Source organism: Paenibacillus sp. GCM10012306 (genome assembly GCF_042649265.1).
Lineage (GTDB): Bacteria > Bacillota > Bacilli > Paenibacillales > Paenibacillaceae > Paenibacillus_AQ.
Window position 1 is genome coordinate 57,023 of the sequence record NZ_JBHRYW010000008.1, and the last position, 18,894, is coordinate 75,916.

General features: G+C 46.6%; 16 protein-coding genes. 12 read left to right on the plus strand and 4 right to left on the minus strand.

The features are described 5' to 3' along the window. Positions 1-18 precede the first annotated feature (18 nt). The gene (locus ACFORK_RS17875; RefSeq protein WP_379201370.1) at positions 19-2,487 is read right to left on the minus strand and encodes a beta-mannosidase; all 2,469 of its coding nucleotides are present in this window, start codon (positions 2,485-2,487) and stop codon (positions 19-21) included. A gap of 152 nt (positions 2,488-2,639) precedes the next feature. On the opposite strand from ACFORK_RS17875, the gene ACFORK_RS17880 reads away from it, so the two are divergent. After that, positions 2,640-3,479 carry a helix-turn-helix domain-containing protein gene (locus ACFORK_RS17880; RefSeq protein ID WP_379201372.1) on the plus strand — a complete coding sequence of 280 codons (840 nt, stop codon included), beginning with the start codon at positions 2,640-2,642 and terminating at the stop codon, positions 3,477-3,479. 186 nt (positions 3,480-3,665) lie between these two features. After that, entirely contained in the window at positions 3,666-5,234 is a 1,569-nt protein-coding gene (locus tag ACFORK_RS17885; RefSeq protein ID WP_379201374.1) for a carbohydrate-binding protein, read from the plus strand. A 141-nt stretch (positions 5,235-5,375) separates the two neighbouring features. On the opposite strand, the gene ACFORK_RS17890 is transcribed toward ACFORK_RS17885, so the two are convergent. Continuing rightward, positions 5,376-5,852, minus strand: coding sequence for a YbaK/EbsC family protein (locus ACFORK_RS17890; protein ID WP_379201376.1), 477 nt, complete (start codon positions 5,850-5,852; stop codon positions 5,376-5,378). A gap of 19 nt (positions 5,853-5,871) precedes the next feature. Further along, positions 5,872-6,465, minus strand: coding sequence for a LysE family transporter (locus ACFORK_RS17895; protein ID WP_379201378.1), 594 nt, complete (start codon positions 6,463-6,465; stop codon positions 5,872-5,874). A gap of 109 nt (positions 6,466-6,574) precedes the next feature. On the opposite strand from ACFORK_RS17895, the gene ACFORK_RS17900 reads away from it, so the two are divergent. Continuing rightward, positions 6,575-7,459, plus strand: coding sequence for a LysR family transcriptional regulator (locus ACFORK_RS17900; RefSeq protein WP_379201380.1), 885 nt, complete (start codon positions 6,575-6,577; stop codon positions 7,457-7,459). 76 nt (positions 7,460-7,535) lie between these two features. On the opposite strand, the gene ACFORK_RS17905 is transcribed toward ACFORK_RS17900, so the two are convergent. Next, positions 7,536-8,417: a MetQ/NlpA family ABC transporter substrate-binding protein gene (locus ACFORK_RS17905; RefSeq protein ID WP_379201382.1), complete on the minus strand. Its 882-nt coding sequence runs from the start codon at positions 8,415-8,417 to the stop codon at positions 7,536-7,538. Positions 8,418-8,673: 256 nt separating this feature from the next. On the opposite strand from ACFORK_RS17905, the gene ACFORK_RS17910 reads away from it, so the two are divergent. The 9 genes from ACFORK_RS17910 to ACFORK_RS17950 all read left to right on the plus strand — a co-directional run bounded on the left by ACFORK_RS17910 (position 8,674) and on the right by ACFORK_RS17950 (position 18,875). Further along, a complete protein-coding gene (locus ACFORK_RS17910) occupies positions 8,674-10,026 on the plus strand; it encodes an LLM class flavin-dependent oxidoreductase (protein WP_379201384.1) in 1,353 nt (450 codons plus the stop codon). Positions 10,027-10,188: 162 nt separating this feature from the next. After that, complete coding sequence (locus ACFORK_RS17915; RefSeq protein WP_379201386.1) at positions 10,189-10,854, plus strand: S-layer homology domain-containing protein; 666 nt, start codon at positions 10,189-10,191, stop codon at positions 10,852-10,854. A 235-nt stretch (positions 10,855-11,089) separates the two neighbouring features. Then, a complete protein-coding gene (locus tag ACFORK_RS17920; protein WP_379201388.1) occupies positions 11,090-11,806 on the plus strand; it encodes a cytochrome c biogenesis CcdA family protein in 717 nt (238 codons plus the stop codon). Positions 11,807-11,821: 15 nt separating this feature from the next. Then, the gene (locus ACFORK_RS17925) at positions 11,822-12,364 is read left to right on the plus strand and encodes a TlpA family protein disulfide reductase (RefSeq protein WP_379201390.1); all 543 of its coding nucleotides are present in this window, start codon (positions 11,822-11,824) and stop codon (positions 12,362-12,364) included. Between the two features lie 24 nt (positions 12,365-12,388). Next, positions 12,389-13,504 (plus strand): peptide-methionine (R)-S-oxide reductase MsrB, encoded by a 1,116-nt coding sequence (msrB, locus tag ACFORK_RS17930; protein WP_379201392.1) that lies wholly within the window; start codon positions 12,389-12,391, stop codon positions 13,502-13,504. A gap of 21 nt (positions 13,505-13,525) precedes the next feature. Further along, on the plus strand, positions 13,526-14,305 hold the full coding sequence (locus ACFORK_RS17935; RefSeq protein ID WP_379201394.1) for a response regulator transcription factor: 780 nt from the start codon (positions 13,526-13,528) through the stop codon (positions 14,303-14,305). Beyond that, complete coding sequence (locus ACFORK_RS17940) at positions 14,305-16,035, plus strand: cache domain-containing sensor histidine kinase (protein WP_379201397.1); 1,731 nt, start codon at positions 14,305-14,307, stop codon at positions 16,033-16,035. The genes ACFORK_RS17935 and ACFORK_RS17940 overlap by 1 nt, the downstream gene beginning before the upstream one ends. Positions 16,036-16,063: 28 nt before the next feature. Continuing rightward, the gene (locus ACFORK_RS17945; protein ID WP_379201399.1) at positions 16,064-17,743 is read left to right on the plus strand and encodes a methyl-accepting chemotaxis protein; all 1,680 of its coding nucleotides are present in this window, start codon (positions 16,064-16,066) and stop codon (positions 17,741-17,743) included. Positions 17,744-17,921: 178 nt separating this feature from the next. Beyond that, positions 17,922-18,875 (plus strand): VanZ family protein, encoded by a 954-nt coding sequence (locus ACFORK_RS17950; protein WP_379201401.1) that lies wholly within the window; start codon positions 17,922-17,924, stop codon positions 18,873-18,875. Positions 18,876-18,894: the final 19 nt, after the last annotated feature.

Sequence of the window (18,894 nt, forward strand, 5' to 3'; positions counted from 1 at the left end):
ACGACCCTCTTATAATTTTTATTCAAATGTATCAAACAAACTACGAACAGTAAGCTGCTCTTTAAAGGCTTCTAGTGTCAATGGCTCCGACAGGGTGTCTTTCTGCACAGTGACGGTTTTGGTAGCAGTAGTGGATAGGTCAAAGATGTTATCGCTCCAAAGAGAATCCGCATCACTTAAGCTGAGTTCGATAAATTTGGCGAGCGACTCGCTCTTAACTTCAACGATAAACTGATCTATCGTCTCCAAGACAGAAGTGCTGATGAGTGGGTCCAGATAATTAAAATGCTTGGATTTTACGAACAGCACGCTGCCGCTGCTTACCGATTGGCCGTCGACGTGATAGTTGAATTCCAGATAGCTTTCTCTCAGCTTCTGCTTGGTGTCCAATACAGAACCGAAATCCAGGCTGGTAATCTCCTGCGTGGAAAGGGCAGCTACGGATACCGGCAGCTCACCACTCTGGATGAGTTCGGAGCGAGTGTTCAGGAGGCGCCAGCTTAGGTGTCCAGTAGTTTCGTTCAAGGTTTCGTTAGTGACATGCAACGAGACAGTAGTTCCTTCTTCACAGGCAGAGGCCAGAACCGGTGCGAAGAATCTTTTGGCAGCATAATGTCCCGCTTTCCATCTACCGAAATAGTCCAAGCTGGACCAGGATGCGACTGGCCAGATATCATTCAGCTGCCAGTAGATCGCGCCCATGCATCTTCCGCGGTTTCTTCTCCAGTGCTCAATCCCATTACGCATGCCTTCCGCCTGAATAAGCTGGGAAACATACAGCAGGTTATCGAAGTCTTTAGGGTACTTAAAGTATTCACTGATATAGTACAGAATCTTCTCATTGCCAGTGCCGTTCTTCTGATGGGACTCCATAACATAAGAGAAGATATTCCGGTCTTCTGGGAGTGTAAATGACTCCACGGTTCTAAGCGACGGGAACGACTGTAATCCGAACTCTGACATAAAGCGCGGGAACAGCGTTCTGAATTCCGTGATTGGCTTACGTCCGTGCCATACATCCCAATAGTGCATGTCCCCAATGTTCTCATTGTTCGGGTCGTCGAAGTTACCAGTGGAAGAAGGAGAGGAGCGCCAGTAGAACGTATTGGGATCTAGTGACTTGGACAGCTCCGGCAAGTATTCTTCGAATTGTTTGAGATAGTCTTGTTTCAGCTTTTCGCCGTACCGTTCTCCCCAGCCCCAATAAGCCCAGGCATACTCCAGCTCATTGTTGCCGCTCCACAGACCGAGGGAGGCGTGGTGACGGATTCTTTTCATATTATCGATCGTTTCCAGTGTGATGCTGTCTTTGAACTCGTCGGTAAAATCGTAATTGCCGCACGCATACATATGATCCTGCCATACAATCAATCCGTATTGATCACACAGATCATAGAAGTAATCATCGGCATAATAGCCGCCACCCCAGACCCGGATACAGTTGTAGTTGGCTGCCACACAGCTCTTGATCAATTTCTCGGTACGTTCAAAGTTAATCCGCCCAAAGACGTTATCTTCCGGGATATAGTTTGCGCCCATGGCAAAGATGCTGCGGCCATTCACTTCAAACTCGAAGGACTCGCCCCAGGTATCTTTAACCTGCTTGACGGTCAGTGTCCGGAGTCCGATGGCAAGTGTCTTGTCATCTATGACCTTAGCCCCACTAGACAGTTCCACCTTTAAGGTATACAGAGGTTGACTGCCGTAATTGTTCGGCCACCAGATCTGTGGGTCGGTAATTACCAGTTCCATTGAGGTCTGAGAAAGGCTGACGATTGACGTCTGTTCGTACACTTTGCCATCCGGGGATTCCAGAACGGCCCGCAGGTTCAATTCGGCTTCCGACCAATGCTGAAGATCTACCTTGATGTCCAGATGGACCTTGTTGTCAGTATGGGTCTGAGTGACATATACATCGTTGACACGGCCATGGTCGTAGCCGCAGACAGAGATTTCTCTCCAGATGCCCGAATCGGGAATCTGCGGACCCCAATCCCAGCCGAACATACTGTGTGCCTTGCGGATATGGGAGATACCTGGTACGGCATCGGCGCAGCTGGACAGGTGCTGTTCCTGTTCTTTTTCCAGTGCATATAGGGTTGCCGATTTAATATAAACATGGATCACATTGTTCCCGGGAACCAGCACATTCTTAACATCAACCTCGTAGGTTCTGTGCATGTTATCCGCTTTCAAAACAGAGGTTCCATTAATAGACAGATCGCAAAGTGTATCGAGGCCCTCGCAGCGTAGTACGACCACATCATGGTCAAGCAATTCCTTGTCTACTGAAAAAGTTCTTGTATATTCATAATCAAACTTGGATAACTCAAGCGCTTCATATTCGTTGTCCCTGAAGAACGGGTCTTCCATTTTACCAGCCTGCAGCAAGTCTTGATAAACCGAACCTGGTACCGTACCTTTGATCCATTCGGACTCATCGCTTCTTTTCATCTGCCATACACCGCTAAGTGTTAACTTTTGCATTTACGTTCCACCTGCTTTTTGAAGTAGTTTATTGTACTATATCTGTATGATGGATTTATCGTATCAGCTGAATGGCATGACAGTCTTGTGTTGTTTTATCTTTTTTTTGTACTATATGAACATGAGTTTAGGATGAGGAGAGGTGAGAAGAAGTGGCAGAAGCTACTCTTTTGAAGGCTGAAACGTTGATCGATCCCCAGGTACAGTCTACTTTTCATATTGAGCATTCGATTAAGCACACTACCCCGCTGCATTATCATGACTATTATGAGATTTTTATTATCACTGAGGGGTCTTGCATCCATCACATTAATGGTGAGGCACAGATTTTGGACAAGAACTCGATGGTGTTTATCCGGCCAGAGGATACGCATTGGTATGACTTTTACGATGAGACAGATTGTCAATTTATTAACGTTAACTTTTACAAAGAAGTGGTGGAGGATGCTTTTCAGTATTTTGAGAATCTGATCTTTGCGCAAAAATTAAAAAGTATGAGGATGCCGCCCCATGTTCTTCTGCCATCCTTCAATAGAGAGAGCCTTGTCCAGAAGGGCAAGCTGATCCATCTATACACAAGTATAGACAAGCAGAAGGCCAGAATTATGGCGAGAAGCTTTCTGACGGATGCGTTGACCTATTACTTTTTCAATGAACAGGATGAGAACAAGAAAGTTATGCCAGGGTGGTTGAACGATCTGCTTCTGGATATGCAAAAGAAAGAGAATTTCACAGCCGGTCTGGAGCGCTTGTATGATCTCTCTGATCACAGTGTCGGTCATATGAATCGCGTATTCAAACAATATCTTCACACCACCCCGACGGCTTACATTAATCAACTGCGGCTTGGATATGCCAAGAATCTATTGCTGACCACAACGTTAACGATCCTTGAAGTGTCCTATGAAGCCGGGTTTGATAATCTCAGTCATTTCTACCATTTGTTCAAAATGAGCTATGGCGCTTCTCCAGGGAAGATTCGTTCACGTTAGGAACTCCGTGTGAATTTTCGTATCATATATAAATTTAATAATGCATAAAAATTAAGACCACTAATTATGTAGTGGACACCCTGTGTAATCACTCCAAAGAGAACTTCAAAAAATGAAATGGAGGAAGGGAAAATGTCCATAAGAACTAAAAAGAATACGTTTTTTATCAGGTTTTTTGCGGTCTGTATGAGTTTCATATTCATAAGCTCTTTTTTCAGTTATGGTGCCAAGGCTGCAGAAGCCAGTCCGCAATTTAAAGTCATCGCTTTCTACAATGGAACTTGGGATGCGGCCCATATCAGCTTTGTAAAAGAAGCAAACCAGAGATTTCCCGAGCTGGCCAGTAAGTATAATTTTTCGTACGAATCAACAAACGATTGGAGTAAACTTAATACTTCGAATCTTTCCCAGTACAAGGTTGTTATTTTCCTAGATGATGCACCTCCCGCTGCCCAGAGACCTGCATTCGAGCAATATATGAAAAATGGCGGAGGATGGCTGGGATTTCATGTCAGCGCTTTCACCACGAACCCATCGTCATGGAACTGGTACTATAACGAATTTTTGGGATCGGGAGCTTTTAAATCAAATACGTGGTTCCCAACGCCAGCTACTTTAAAGCTTGAAAACAGCACCCACCCTGCTACCAGTAATATGCCAGCAACCTACAAAACCCCTGCCAACGAATGGTATAGCTGGTCGGTGGATTTGCGGACCAAACCCAATATTGATATCCTGTATTCCATTGATCCGGTGAGCTTTCCTCTGGGCACAGATCCCAACCAATCGTGGTACAGCGGCTATTATCCTGTAGTTTGGTCCAATAAAAATTATAAGATGATGTATCTCAATATGGGCCATAATCTGATGGATTACGCTACTAATACTACGAAATCGTTTACATTTTCAGATGAGACGCAGAACAAGTTGATTACGAATGCGCTCCTGTGGATGGGCGGCGGTCAGCAGCCTAGTACTTCCGTTAGTGTGCCTGGGACGATAAAAGCTGAGAATTATGCCAGCATGTCTGGAATCCAAACCCAGAGCACTACCGATACAGGCGGCGGCCAAAATGTGGGCTGGATCGACCCGGGCGATTGGCTGACGTATAACATCAATGTCGCTTCTTCCGGTACGTATAAGATAAGTTACAGGGTAGCAAGTCCAAGTGGCGGCGGAACCATCCGGGCCGAGAAAGGCAATACAGGTCAGGTGCTTAGTTCCACCCAAGTTCCTTCTACAGGTGGCTGGCAGACATGGACTACTACTGCTTCCAGTGATATTAGCCTTTCTGCTGGCGAGCAGCAATTAAGATTATCCTTTCCCGCCGGCGGATTTAATCTGAACTGGATCAAAATCGAAGAGAAATCACCGACTATAAAAATTGAGGCAGAGGATTATATCGAAAGTTATGGCGTGCAGAAGCAAGATACAACAGACGTTGGGGGAGGGCAAAATGTGGGCTGGATTGACCCTGGTGACTGGATGACTTATTCAACTCCAACCCCGCTGTCTCCCGGAACTTACACAATCAGCTATCGGGTAGCTAGCCCCAATGGCAGTCAAATTCAATTCGAACGGGCTGGCGGCGGTGCTGTATTCGGTACCATCACTGTTCCAGCAACGGGAGGATGGCAGAACTGGACCACGATCTCCCATGATGTCGTATTTACTTCTACAGAACAGCAAATTGCGTTAGCTTTTCCAACCTTAGGCGGCTTAAATGTGAATTGGTTTACGATTATGAAGAAGTAATATCAGAAAGCAATGCTGCTGATGAGCAGAACGGTTGTACGGTAATTCGATTTAAGGTATTATCGGTAACAATATCAACAAAAGCCTCCAAACCCACGCTAAAGTGGGATGGGGGCTTTTGTTAATTAACGATACTTAATTTTATTGTTCCACAGGTAATTTTGCAATATCCACCCACTCCGTAGCATGCCCATGGGTGAAAAGTTCATCAGGCGTCAGCTCAACTACACTGGTGGGACTGCCGCAAGCCGGGAACAGCGTATCAAAACGTTTAACCGAGACATCGATATACACAGGAATGTGATCCGCGACAGCGAAGGGACAGACGCCGCCGACTTGCTGATCCAGCTGTTCCTCCACTTCGGATGCCGTCAGCATCCTAGCTTTCATACCAAAGTAATGACGGAACTTCTTATTATCGATACCCACGTCACCGGCCATTACGATCAGCATGCAATCCTCATCTTTTCTGAGACTCAGTGTCTTGGCAATTCGGGCAGGCACAACACCAATGGTATTCGCCGCTTCCTCAACCGTTGCACAGGAGCTGTCAAAATGTTTGATTCGACCGGTCATTTCCTGTTCTTCAAAATATGCAACAATTTTCTCATACGACATCGTTATCTCGAACTCCTTCTCAATCTAGTAGTAGATTAATAGCACTATAAACTAGCAATAACGCCATTATCACATTGACCACTCGCCAGTAGTTGTTGATGACATTATGAAGCAGCACGCCAGCCATAACCCATATATGAGTTGCCCCGTTACCGATTGCAGCTGACAAGAGGATAAAACCGGCAATGGCAGGGTATGAGGAGTAATAAGGCAGGATGTACGCAATGAAGACGGTGAGGCCCCATAATATGATTTTCACATTCACGAATTGCAAAATGAAGCCGCGCCAAAATGATGAAGAGCCAGACTTCTGATCTTCATTCTTCGCTGGTTTACTTGTAATCGTACGGTAGGCAAGGTACAAGATATAAATACAGCCGACATATTTTAAATAGATCAGGATGCCGGGCAGATATCTTCCCAGGATTACGCTGAAGAAACCGCAAAGAATCATCACAGCCAGGAAGCCAGCATAGATTCCGTACAGCAGCGGTCTGCTTTTCTTCAACCCATAAGTACTGACTTCATTTAATGCGAGAATGTTGTTTGGCCCTGGCGAAAGGGCTGTTGTTATTGCATATGTGAAAAAAGAGATCCATAGCGCAACATTCAATTGAAAAGCACCTCCTTTTACGTTACGATAGCATAAATCGATATTTTAATATAATTGAAACATTGAATAATTAAATTCGATTCTATCGAACTGAAAGAAGGATATTACCATGGAATTGAAATATTTGTACACAGTAAAAACCATTCTCGAAGCCGGAAGCTTTCAAAATGCAGCCCGGCAGCTAAACTATACACAGTCCACAATTACCTTTCAGATGCAGCAGCTGGAACAGGAACTAAGCGTCAAGATTTTTGAAAAGATTGGCCGGAAAATGGTGTTGACACAAGCCGGAAAAGAGATTTTGCCGCTGATTGATAATATCATTAAGTCTACTGAGCAGATTAGTAACTATGGTAAAAGCGCGCTTGAAATTAGTGGCGACCTAAATGTCGCTATTCCAGAATCTCTATTAATCTATAAATTACAGCCTCTACTAAAAGCTTTTAAAGAGCAGGCTCCACGTGTAAAACTATCTCTGCAAGCCCTGAACTGCTATGTAATTAAAGACAAAATCATTAGCGGGGGAGCCGATCTGGGGATACATTATGATGTAGGGGGACGTTCCAGCTCTGTAATGAATAGATCTTTGTCTGCACATGACCTGGTGTTGATCGCTTCACCGCTTCTGGTCGAAGATCAGCATAACTTTACAGCGAAGGATCAGGCTAAAGCGGTCAGCATGATTGTTAATGATCCGGGCAGTATTTTTCAGCAAAAATTCGATCAGTATATTAAAGACAAGAACATTGTAATGGACAACATCATTGAGGTCGGGAGCATTGAAGCGACGAAGCGCTGTGTAAGCAGTAATTTAGGAGTGGCCTATTTGCCTCGCTTTACAGTGGAAGAGGAGCTAAGGAATCAATCTCTTATTGAACTGACGACAGAGCTTGAAGCTGAACGTATCACAGCGATCTGCTCCCATCATAAGAACAAATGGCTGAGCCCGGCGATGGAATTGTTTGTATCTTTGTTGGAAGAACATTTGGTATAGAAATAACAACCTGCGGACAAAAGAAAAAGGATCAAAGCATCTGGAAAATCAGATGTTCGATCCTTTTTACGTTATGCTATTTCGTTCCGTTTTCTTTATTGAACGATTCTACAACATCGTCGATGGTGCGAGTAACCGGGATGAAGTTTCCTTCGTATCGTTTCTGAATATACTCTTTGACCTTGTCAGAGTGGAGCACGGTGTTCAGCTTCTTGAAGGCTTCCGCCTTGTCTTTTAAAATGTCTTCCTTCGTTGCTACTACGTTAACATAGGCGCTCTCCTGCTCATTCTCATGGAATAGGGAGGTGTCCAGCTTGTACCCCGCCTGCAGAGCCACACCATTATTAATAATGGCTGCGTCTACGTCATCCAGCACTCTTGGGAGCATCCCGCTTTGCGCTGTAATAATATCCAACTTGTGAGGGTTGTCTGCAATCTGATCTACTCCGCCCTTAGCAAGGTCAAAGTTCTCAGGCAGCTTAATGAGTTTGGCTGATTCGAGCAGCTTCAGGGCCCGGACCAGATTGGACTGATCGTTCGGGATCGCAATCTTGGCGCCGTCTTTAATCTCATCCAGATTCTTGATCTTCTTGGAGTAGATACCGAGCGGGGCAATAATCGTCGTATCCGCAGCCACTAGAGAGGCATTGTGAATACCGTTCCAGCTTGTTAGATAAGCAACATGCTGGAAAGCGTTGGCCTCAAGGTCACCGTCGGCGAGAGATTGGTTTATATCTACCTGACCAGATAGAGTGACGACCTCAATCTTTAATCCTTCGCCTTTGGCTTCATCTCGCACGAAATTCCACAAATCAGTTTGAATATCTGTCGTTCCTACTTTCAATGAAACTTCACTGCCAGAGCCTGTCCCCTTATTACTGCACGCCGATACTAGCGTAACTGCCAATACCGTAGATACTGTTAATAAAAGCCGACCCCATTTTAATTTCTTACTCATCTGTAAAGACCCTCCTAAAATTGAATGAAAAATAATAGTGATTAATTCCTAGTAAACACATGAGAATTATTAAAATCATAACAGCTTTGTCTCGAATGTCAATCCTTAGTTGCTCAATTGAGGAATTGATTTCCTCTGCAATCTAATGTATCATAAATTAAAATTTTAAAACTGAGTATACCAATTTATTAACTATGTTTAACGATATTTTTTCTATCTGCAATCATTCAGGTCTATTACGGAAAGGATGAAATCTATGTCTGCCAAGAGACAAATAAAAATTGGCTTATATATTGTCGGAACCGGGATGCATATTGGTTCGTGGCGACTGCCGCAAGCGCAAGCGGATGCCAGTATTGATGTTGGCTTTTATAAAAAAATCGCCCAGGAAGCGGAAAGAGGCTTGTTTGATGCTGCCTTTATCGCTGACAGTCTGGCTGTTGATGAGAATTCACATTCACAAATCTTGAATAGATTCGACCCTACTATACTGATTACTGCTATTGCAGGCGCCACTAGCCATATCGGGGTTGTAGCCACTGCTTCTACCACTTACAACCAGCCCTATAATTTGGCCCGGCAGTTCGCCTCGGTCGATATTATTAGTGGAGGAAGAGCCGGATGGAATGTGGTGACCACTGCTGATGCGACAGGGCTTACTGCGCTTAACTTCAGCCGCAAGGAGCATCTCCTTCATGATGACCGCTACAAGGTTGCAGAGGAATTCATTGATGTAGTGAAGGGGTTATGGGATTCATGGGAAGAGGACGCCTTTATCCGTAACAAGGAGACTGGCGAGTTTTATAATCCGGATAAGGTGCATCTGCTCAATTATGAAGGTGAATTCTTTCAGGTAAGGGGGCCGCTCAATATCGGACGTACACCGCAGGGTCATCCTGTGCTGTTCCAGGCAGGCTCCTCCAACCCGGGGCAAGAACTGGCTGCGAGAACGGCTGAAGTGGTGTTTAGTCACAAAAAATCGTTCGAGGAAGCCAAAGACTTTTACAAAGAATTGAAAGGTCGGATGTCCAAGTATGGGCGGAGCGAGGATGAACTGCTTATTCTACAGGGCATCTCGCCGATTATCGGGCGAACGGAAGCTGAGGCAGCGGAGAAAGCGGCGCTGTTGGACTCCACGGTTATCCAGGAGCAGGCGCTACGTTTCTTGTCCGGCTATGTGGGGAATGTCGATCTGACTGCCTACAGTCTGGACACCCCTGCATCGCAAGTGGCTTGGAAGGAAGTGAACAGCATCCAGAGTGATTTTGATCGAATTCAGAAAATCATTCGTGAAGAGGACCTGACCATCGGCGAGCTTTACTCCAAAATCAGCAATGTGTCATCGGATGAATCCCTGCGTGGTACACCGGAGCAAGTGGCGGATACGCTGACGTATTGGTTCGAAAATGGCGCCGCCGACGGGTTTATCTTCGTTCCACCTGCACTGCCGGACAGCCTGGCTGACTTTGTCGAACTGGTCGTGCCTATTCTTCAGGAACGGGGTATCTACCGAACGGAATATGATAGCACTACCTTGCGGGGACATCTCGGGCTCTCAGTTCCAGTCAATCGTTATGCAAGACAACCGTTGCCTGCAAGCCAGAGTTAAAACAGGAGCCCATAAATCAACTTCAGGAAATAACGTTAGCAATGTATCAAAACGCAGATCAGAATACGATTCAGCGGTTTCGTTCAAACAGCTGCAACATTATGTGCTAACACTCGTCTATGGGGATGTAACATTCCAATTACTGGCGAGGAGACAACAATGATGAACAAAAAATTTGCAATGCTGGGGGCAACAGCTATCCTTACCCTCGCGATTACTGGACAAAGCTTTGCCGCTGGGGTGGCTTTTACCGATCTTGCGAATATACCGGCCAAGGATAAGATTATCTCTTTGCAGCAGAAGGGCTACATTCATGGTGTCAGTAGTGATCGCTTTGATCCTAAAGGGACATTGACTGCGGCTCAGGGAATTCAGCTACTAGTTAACGCCTTTGATTTGAATATTGATCTGTTGCGATTTATCAAAGAACCACATGCGACCGATTATTTCCCTAAGGCCAATGATGCTGCGTGGTATGCCAAGACTCTAATCATTGCTGCCAATAACAACATTGACTTGTCCAGAGATCTGGACCCCGGAGCAGCATGGACCAAGGAAGAGTTCACTCATCATTTGATTCTGGCCATGCAGGAGAGTAACAATCTGCCGCTGTTCAAAATCAAACCGCTGGAGTTTGGCGATCAGGGCCAGCTTAGCACTGAATTTGACGGGTCTGTTCAGCGAGCACTTGTGCTTGGGATTGCCAAGCTGGATCAGGACAACAACTTCAAACCGCAGGAGAAGATCACCCGCGCCGAAGCGGCGGAGCTGGTCTATAACGCGCTGGCCTATATCGAGGCACACCCTGCGCCTGCACAGGGTTCTTAAGTCGGGATCGCTGGACAAGAGACTTAGCTAATCGCCCCATCATAAGCAAATACAGCAGAAGACCATTCATCCTTCATTGGGTGAGTGGTCTTCTTGCATGTTAGGTTGGCTATACTGACTGCAACACATGATTATTTTATAGAAAATGCTGATCAACTTGGATGTTATCTCTGGATAGATTAACCTACACTAGAAGTATGATTGAAATGGAGACGCAGTTAGGGGGGCAAAAGTGGTGACGGAATCGATTTATTTTGGAAGTGTGTTTACTGCGGGTGTACTGTCGTTCTTTTCCCCTTGCATTTTGCCTTTACTGCCTGTGTATCTCGCCTACCTCGGCAGTTCAGAGCAGGGCAGTGGTCAAGAAAGGTCCTGGAAGCTGGGGAAGATGACAGTCTCACCATTGCTAATAGGTAGAACACTGATGTTTATTCTTGGGCTATCGGCAGTCTTCGTAATGCTTGGTTTCGGGGCAGGTGCGCTTGGCGGAGTCCTGGGGAGCTCGTATTTCATTACAGTCTGCGGAATCGTGGTGATTCTGTTCGGAATTTACCAGACGGGCTTGATCAGGCTCTCTTTCTTGGAAAAAGAAAAGCGCATTGACGCTGATTTGCAGCATAAAAAAGGCTTTGGCGGTGCCTTTCTGCTCGGGTTCACATTCAGCTTCGGCTGGACCCCTTGCATCGGTCCTGTGCTTGCGGCTGTGCTGGGCCTTTCGGCAAGCGGCGGCTCGGCGGGCACGGGAGGGATGTATATGTTGGTCTATACTCTGGGCTTGGCGTTACCGTTTCTGGTAATGGCCGTATTCTCCAGCCTGCTGTTAACGAAGGTGCGCCGGATCTACAAGCATATGCGTGTACTGAAAGCCATCTCAGGCATCGTATTAATTGTGATGGGACTGCTGCTGGTCAGTAATAAGCTGAACATGATTACAAGCTATTTTCAAGTGTAGAAGGAGGAAAGCGTCATGGGAAAGATGAAAACATGGGTCTGGGTCGCAATAGCTGCCCTATTGGTAATCGGCGCGATTGGTATTTATGGTAGAGAGGGTGTCACTTCAGCATCGGTAGCCGGAGGGGCAGTGAACAAGGGGCAGCTGGCGCCGGCGTTCAAGCTCAAAGATTTGCAGGGAAATGAAGTGTCCTTGGCTGATTTCAAAGGGCAGAAGGTATACGTGAAATTCTGGGCGTCCTGGTGCCCTATTTGCTTGGCGGGACTGGATGAATTGGACCAGCTGTCGAGCGAACAGCATGACTATAAGGTATTGACGATTGTCAGTCCTGGATACAATGGGGAACAATCGGCTGCTGATTTTGCAAACTGGTTCTCCAAAAGAGGGTACGACCATATTCAGGTGCTGATGGATGACGGGGGAACGTGGACTCGCAAATTTGGTGTGAGAGGATATCCTTCTTCCTATTATATCGGCTCGGATGGCATTCTGGTCAAAAGTGCACCAGGACATAACACGAACGAAGTCATTGCCGAGACTTTTCAATCCATACATTAAAACAGAAGGATACGGGAGGAAATTATGAAACGACTAGGACTGATAGGTTCACTGCTGCTATTGCTGGTACTAAGTGCTTGCACGCCGTATAATTTAATCGGTGATGGAGGGATCGCTTCCGCAGGCGGGGGCCAGGTCACAACCGCTTCTCTGCCGAATCCGAACAAGGATGTGGATTACTCAGGTAGTGAACTGCGCGATATTTATTTTGCCGGCGGCTGCTTCTGGGGCATAGAAGCTTACATGGCCCGGGTATACGGGGTTAGCGATGCTGTATCCGGCTATGCCAACGGTACCGGAGAGAATCCTTCTTATGAAGATGTTGTCCGCGGGGACAGGGGGTTCGCTGAGACGGTCAAGGTCAGCTATGATCCGAAACGAGTGACTCTCGAACAGCTTATCGCGGCGTTCTTCAAGGTCATCGACCCGACAAGTGTCAATAAGCAAGGCAATGATCAGGGAATTCAATATCGGACTGGTATTTATTCGAGCAATGCAGCGGACCTGGCTGTGATTAAGGATGCTATCAAGAAGGAACAGCAGAAATATGACAAGACCATCGTGACCGAAGCGCTGCCACTCAGCAATTTCTATATGGCAGAAGAGTATCATCAGGACTATCTGGAGAAGAATCCGAACGGGTACTGCCACATTGATCTGAGCGTCGTGCAGGATGTGAATATCCACATTGATGCATCTAAATATCCTAAACCAAGCAATGAGGAACTGAAAAAGAAACTAACCAAGATCCAGTATCAAGTAGCCGTGCTTGCTGATACTGAGCATGCGTACTCCAATGAATATTGGGATCAGTTTGAGCCGGGCATCTATGTGGATGTTACAACAGGTGAGCCGCTGTTCGCCAGCGCTGATAAATACGATGCAGGTTGCGGCTGGCCGAGCTTCACCAAGCCAATTATTCCGGATGTCGTAACCTACGACGAGGATCACAGCTTTGGGATGACCCGTACAGAGGTGCGGAGCCGGGCGGGCGATATTCATCTAGGTCATGTCTTCGATGATGGTCCGGCAGACAAGGGCGGCAAACGCTATTGTATCAATAGTGCTTCCATCCGTTTCGTTCCGCTGGCAGACATGGACAAGGAAGGGTATGGAGACCTGATTGTTGTCGCCAAATAAGAATGAAGGAGTCTAAAGGTTATGTATAAGCTGTTGCTTGTTGAAGACGAGGATCTGGTAAGAAACGGTATCAAGCGTTTCGTCCCCTTTGATGAACTGCATATTGTGGAAATCTATGAAGCTGCGAGTGGTGACGAAGGCTTGCGTATTTTTGAGGAGCAGCTCCCGGATCTGGTGTTGCTGGATATCAACATGCCACGTATGAACGGACTGGATTTTGCGACAAGGATCAAGGTGTTGAAGCCGGATGTCAAGATTGCCGTGATTACCGGTTATGATTATTATGACTATGCCGTAACCGCATTGAAGATCGGGATTGATGATTATGTGCTGAAGCCGGTCTCCAGAAAAGATGTGTTTGAGGTCTTGAGCAAGTTGGTGAATAAGCTAAAAAATGAGGGTCAGCAGACTGAACTGCTGACCCTTCTCAAGGATATGCAGCTACGGACGAACGGGACCGTACCGGTCAGTGAACCGGAAGGTGAAAAACAGCATGTAGCCCAGGTGATTGAGAGCAATCTTGCTAATCCGGAGTTCTCGTTAACCGCATTAGCGGAGCAGATGGGCTTTAGTTCGGGGTATATGAGCACATTGTTCAAAAAGCTGTTCAAGGTATCTTTTCAGGACTACATCGTATCGCTGCGACTGGAACGGGCCAAGCTGCAGCTGCTGGCTTCAGATAAAAAGGTGTACGAAATTTCCGCAGAAGCAGGGTTCGACAACCCGAATTATTTCAGTTCTTCTTTCAAGAAGAAATTTGGCATGTCACCCCTGCAATACCGTGAAAGGATCAAAGAGTAATGAAACCCTTCTTTCGCTCACTACAATTTCGTATTCTGTGGATTTACATATTAATAAGCATTCTGACGGTCGGGATCACTGGCAGTGTTCTTTATGTCGGCATATCCAGAGTGGTGATGAACCAGTCCGTGGAATCCAGCCAGATGGCTATTGCCAAGGGCGGCACGTATGTGGAGATGTATATTGACCGTCTCAACGTGCTGTCCACGATGCTCGCCCGCAATCCCGAGACCCTCCGGACGCTGGCAAATAAGAATAAGACTGATGAGCGGGATGTCCTTCAGTTCATCCAGAATGTACTGATTTCGGATCCGTTTATTCAGTCTGTGATCGTGATCGGTAAGGATGGTTATGTACTATCTAATGAACAAAAATTGAATATGAGGCGTTCGTCGGATATGATGGAAGAGCCATGGTACGTAGCTGCCATACATAGTAACATTCCTGCGCTTACCTCTGCAAGGATGCAGAAGTTCTCCATGGACAAGGATAACTGGGTGATTTCCTTGAGTCAGGAGGTCAAAGATGAGCATGGGCAGAATCTCGGCGTAGTGCTGCTGGATATCAAATACAAGGGACTTGAGGACTATCTCAACGGCTTGGAGCTGGGTAGTAAAGGGTATGCTTTTATCATCAACAGCAAGCATGAAATGGTCTATCATAAGGACGTTTCGTACTTTATGGATAGTGCCAAGCAAAAGCAATTAATTGCTATGAGTCAGCAGGCTCAGGGGTATGATCTGAAGGAGAACCGTCTAGTCTACCAGACCCATCTGAAGGGGACAGACTGGACGCTGGTAGGCGTAAGTTCTTTGGACGGATTGCAGCAGATCCGCATGCAGTTAATGAAATCGTTTATTATGGTCGGCGCAGCACTGCTGCTGCTTATCTTGATAACGTCGCCTTGGATTGCGAAGAGTATGACTCGGCCGATTCATCGGCTGGAGCAGGCGATGCAGCAGGTGGAGAGCGGACTGCTAGCCATCAGTGTGCCTGAGACTGGCGTTACAGAGGTGCAGGGCCTTGCCCGGCATTTCAACTCTATGGTGCTGGAGATCCGTCAGCTGCTGAAGGATATTGAAACCAAAGAGAGAGCGCTGCGTCTGCATGAGCTTAGTGTGCTGCACAGTCAGATTAATCCGCACTTTCTATATAATACGCTGGATACGATTGTATGGATGGCCGAGTTTCAGGATACCGAGCGAGTCATATCAACGACCAAGGCGCTCGCCGAATTCTTCCAGCTGTCACTGAGTGGTGGTGAAGAGTTCACGACGATTGAAAAAGAGATGGCGCATGTCTCCAAGTATTTGATCATCCAGAAGGAACGGTATGGCGACAAATTGTCATACGAGTTGGGCTATGATCACGCTTTGTCGGATCTGATCATTCCCAAGATCATTTTGCAGCCGATGGTTGAAAATGCGATTTACCATGGCATACGAGAGAAGAATGGACCGGGATCTCTTGCGATCAGCTGTGGCAGAACAGTCAATGGCAGCATACAGTTTATCATTAAGGATGACGGAGCAGGCTTTGATCCTGCCATTCTTGAAGCCGCCGCTGAGGCTTCCGGACAAGAGCCGGTACCACAGGTAAGATCCAAGCTGGGCGGAATCGGCATTCACAACGTGGATGAACGTCTCAAGCTATACTACGGGCAGAATTACGGAGTTACGATCACTTCCGCGCCCGGACAAGGGACCGAAGTCAAAATCGTTATCCCCTGACCCGCACTACGGAAGGGAGAGAGCAGTGATGGACAATACACAGATAAACCAACCAATGATTGAGGGGACAACCCAGATCAAGCTTCCGTTCTGGAATCTGCCCCGTAAACTAAACCTCATGCTGCTGATCATGTTCACACTGATGGTTATAATCATAATTACTGTTGTGCATGTACAGAACCGAAATCTGGTTATTGATGAAAATAAGGAACGGGCGCAGAGTATTGTACAGACCTTCGGTACAGTCATTCAGGCCAGCGAAGATAGTCTGCAGAACTATCTGGAGCAGCAGGTGCGAATGCAGCCGGATATTGTATCGATGAAAATCTATGAGGCGGTGGAAGGCGGTAAGGTCATTGCCGCCAAGGATACTTCGCTAGTGGGGCAGGATATCACGCCAGAAGTGCTACAAACTGTAAGTCATAATCAGGATCAGAGCTTGTATAAGAATGAACAGCTCGAATATATCGCCCCAATACATATTAATAATCAAGACGCCTATGTGGTGGATGTCGTATTTTCCTTAACACGGTCACTGCAATCAACGGACAAGCTATTGTTCAATGCTTCGATCATTGGCCTAATCCTGCTGGTGATATTCGGATCGATCCAGTATATAATTATTCACCGGAAAATCTCGAGGCCAATCCGTAGGATTATGGAGCTGGCGACGGAGATTTCCCGCGGCAATCTGCGGATCGAAATTCCAGCGCAGCGGGGTAAGGATGAGATCGGCCTTCTGTACCAGACTTTTGGCCAAATGACTGAGAGTTTGACGCATTTGATCGGCAGCGTACGGTTCGGAACCGGACAGGTAAGTAGGGCGGTGGACCGGCTGGTGGTAAATGCAGAGACGACGGAAGCGGCTGCGCAGGAGATTGCAGCCAGTATTCAAGAGTTGTATGACGGCAGCAATCTGCAATTGCAGCTGTCACAAGATAATGCCGATGCCATGGAGGAAGCGGCTGGTGGCATTCAGCGCATTGCAGATTCATCCCAGAGTGTTGCTGATATCAGCGAAGAAGCAACGTCGCTGGCTCATCAAGGCGATACTTCGCTCGAAGAGACAATTCATCAGATGGGTCGGATCAAATCGACTGTGAATGAGTTGAACGAAGTGCTGCATAGCTTGACCGATAAAACAAAGAGAATTGACGAGATCCTCCAGATTATCCGGCAGATCTCCTCCCAAACCAATCTGCTGTCATTGAACGCAGCCATTGAGGCAGCGAGAGCCGGTGAGTCCGGCCGTGGATTTGCGGTAGTGGCAGGAGAAATCCGCAAGCTCTCGGAGCAAACCGGCCAATCGGCTGAGGAGATCTCCGGGCTTGTCCATACGGTGCAGGCAGAGTCTGAAGCTGCCCTGAACTCCATGGAGGCAGTTAACGATGAGGTTACTGGCGGGATGCAATTGACGGAGGAAGCCGGAGTTATTCTCAAGAACATTCGGGGTAAAATAGAGGCCGTATTCAACCGCATTCAGGAGGTATCCGCTGCCTCTCAGGAAATTTCTGCAGGAACGGAAGAAGCGACAGCCTCGATCGTACAGATGACCGAGATCGCCCGGCAGTCGTCTGAGAAGACCTATGAATCTTCCGAAAGTGTCAAGAGCCAGATGAACCAGGTCAATGAGATGAAGGAAATGTCTGACCAGGTGAAGGTACTCTTGAGCAATCTCAAGGATACGGAAGCGGCATTTAAAATTTAATATGTGACCATGGGTAATGGCTGCAATTCTAGTAAGCGGCGAGTCTTCTTGTTCAGAGGAGACTCGCCGCTTTTGTGTATTTTGGAATATTTTACAAATGATAGAAAGCCCGTTATGATAAGAAAGAGCGAAGGTGTTGTGAAAAAAGGTGCATATATGATTGGGGAGGAATGTGCAAATGGAACATATCGAAAGGAGAAACAGCACAGTGAAGGTGGTATTCTATCTGCTATTTGCCGGGTATGCTGTGATAGCCGTCAACCTTATCTTATTCAAGACGATTCCTATAACAGCTATTTTCAGCTACCCTGGTTTATTGCGAAGTGTGAATCTCATGCCCTTTTACACAATTATATCTTACTTCAGTGATGATTCAGTGGGGCTCAAACGATTGTTGGAGAATATTCTGGGCAATATTGCGCTGTTTATTCCCTTGGGGGTTTTTGTATCTCATATGGGTGTAATGCGCTCTAGTCGGTACAAATTTGGCATCATACTGACGACCACCGTATCGTTTGAGATCATTCAGTATATATTGGCACTCGGCAGCAGCGATATCGATGATGTTCTGTTGAACCTGATCGGCGGGATGCTTGGCATTGCTGTGTATAAGAGTTTGGAGCGGAGGACGACTTCGAGAGAGCAGATTATGAATGCCCTCGTAGTCTTTTTCCTTGTAACAGGGATTAGCGGTATAGCCGTAATTGGAACTGTGGATCGTAATCTCCTGCCGTTTGGGCATCAGAAGTTTGAATATATAGATGAGAATAAAGGAATTATGGCGGGACTGGATGAGAGTACAGCTGATCTGTTCGGTGATCTGAATGCGGCGGAGCAAAGGACAATCACGGTTTATCAGAATCCTAAGTATATGACCACATTGTCAACCGCAGATACGGAAAAAGCGGCGAGTGAATTGTATAACGACATCTCCTTGAATGCTGCAACGAAAGTCTTCATCAGACATATAAGTTCGGAGAAAAATCAGCTCATTTCCAGATATGAAGAAGGTTCTACAGGGGATCTGGCTTCCTTGCTGAAACAAAAAGGTACTGATCCTACGGTTAGAATATGGTTGTCCGATGATGACGTTCAGGTCGCAAGAGCGGTGCTGGTGAGTGTGACGGATTGAGCGATGTAGTGTAGTTAAT

What these genes read in the sequence shown, in the direction of transcription:
- msrB (WP_379201392.1), top strand. Translation starts at nt 12,389, where the DNA reads ATGAAACGACTAGGACTGATAGGTTCACTGCTGCTATTGCTGGTACTA.
- ACFORK_RS17905 (WP_379201382.1), bottom strand. Translation starts at nt 8,417, where the DNA reads ATGAGTAAGAAATTAAAATGGGGTCGGCTTTTATTAACAGTATCTACG.
- ACFORK_RS17950 (WP_379201401.1), top strand. Translation starts at nt 17,922, where the DNA reads ATGGAACATATCGAAAGGAGAAACAGCACAGTGAAGGTGGTATTCTAT.
- ACFORK_RS17900 (WP_379201380.1), top strand. Translation starts at nt 6,575, where the DNA reads ATGGAATTGAAATATTTGTACACAGTAAAAACCATTCTCGAAGCCGGA.
- ACFORK_RS17885 (WP_379201374.1), top strand. Translation starts at nt 3,666, where the DNA reads ATGAGTTTCATATTCATAAGCTCTTTTTTCAGTTATGGTGCCAAGGCT.
- ACFORK_RS17935 (WP_379201394.1), top strand. Translation starts at nt 13,526, where the DNA reads ATGTATAAGCTGTTGCTTGTTGAAGACGAGGATCTGGTAAGAAACGGT.
- ACFORK_RS17940 (WP_379201397.1), top strand. Translation starts at nt 14,305, where the DNA reads ATGAAACCCTTCTTTCGCTCACTACAATTTCGTATTCTGTGGATTTAC.
- ACFORK_RS17925 (WP_379201390.1), top strand. Translation starts at nt 11,822, where the DNA reads ATGGGAAAGATGAAAACATGGGTCTGGGTCGCAATAGCTGCCCTATTG.
- ACFORK_RS17890 (WP_379201376.1), bottom strand. Translation starts at nt 5,852, where the DNA reads ATGTCGTATGAGAAAATTGTTGCATATTTTGAAGAACAGGAAATGACC.
- ACFORK_RS17915 (WP_379201386.1), top strand. Translation starts at nt 10,189, where the DNA reads ATGAACAAAAAATTTGCAATGCTGGGGGCAACAGCTATCCTTACCCTC.
- ACFORK_RS17910 (WP_379201384.1), top strand. Translation starts at nt 8,674, where the DNA reads ATGTCTGCCAAGAGACAAATAAAAATTGGCTTATATATTGTCGGAACC.
- ACFORK_RS17875 (WP_379201370.1), bottom strand. Translation starts at nt 2,487, where the DNA reads ATGCAAAAGTTAACACTTAGCGGTGTATGGCAGATGAAAAGAAGCGAT.
- ACFORK_RS17945 (WP_379201399.1), top strand. Translation starts at nt 16,064, where the DNA reads ATGGACAATACACAGATAAACCAACCAATGATTGAGGGGACAACCCAG.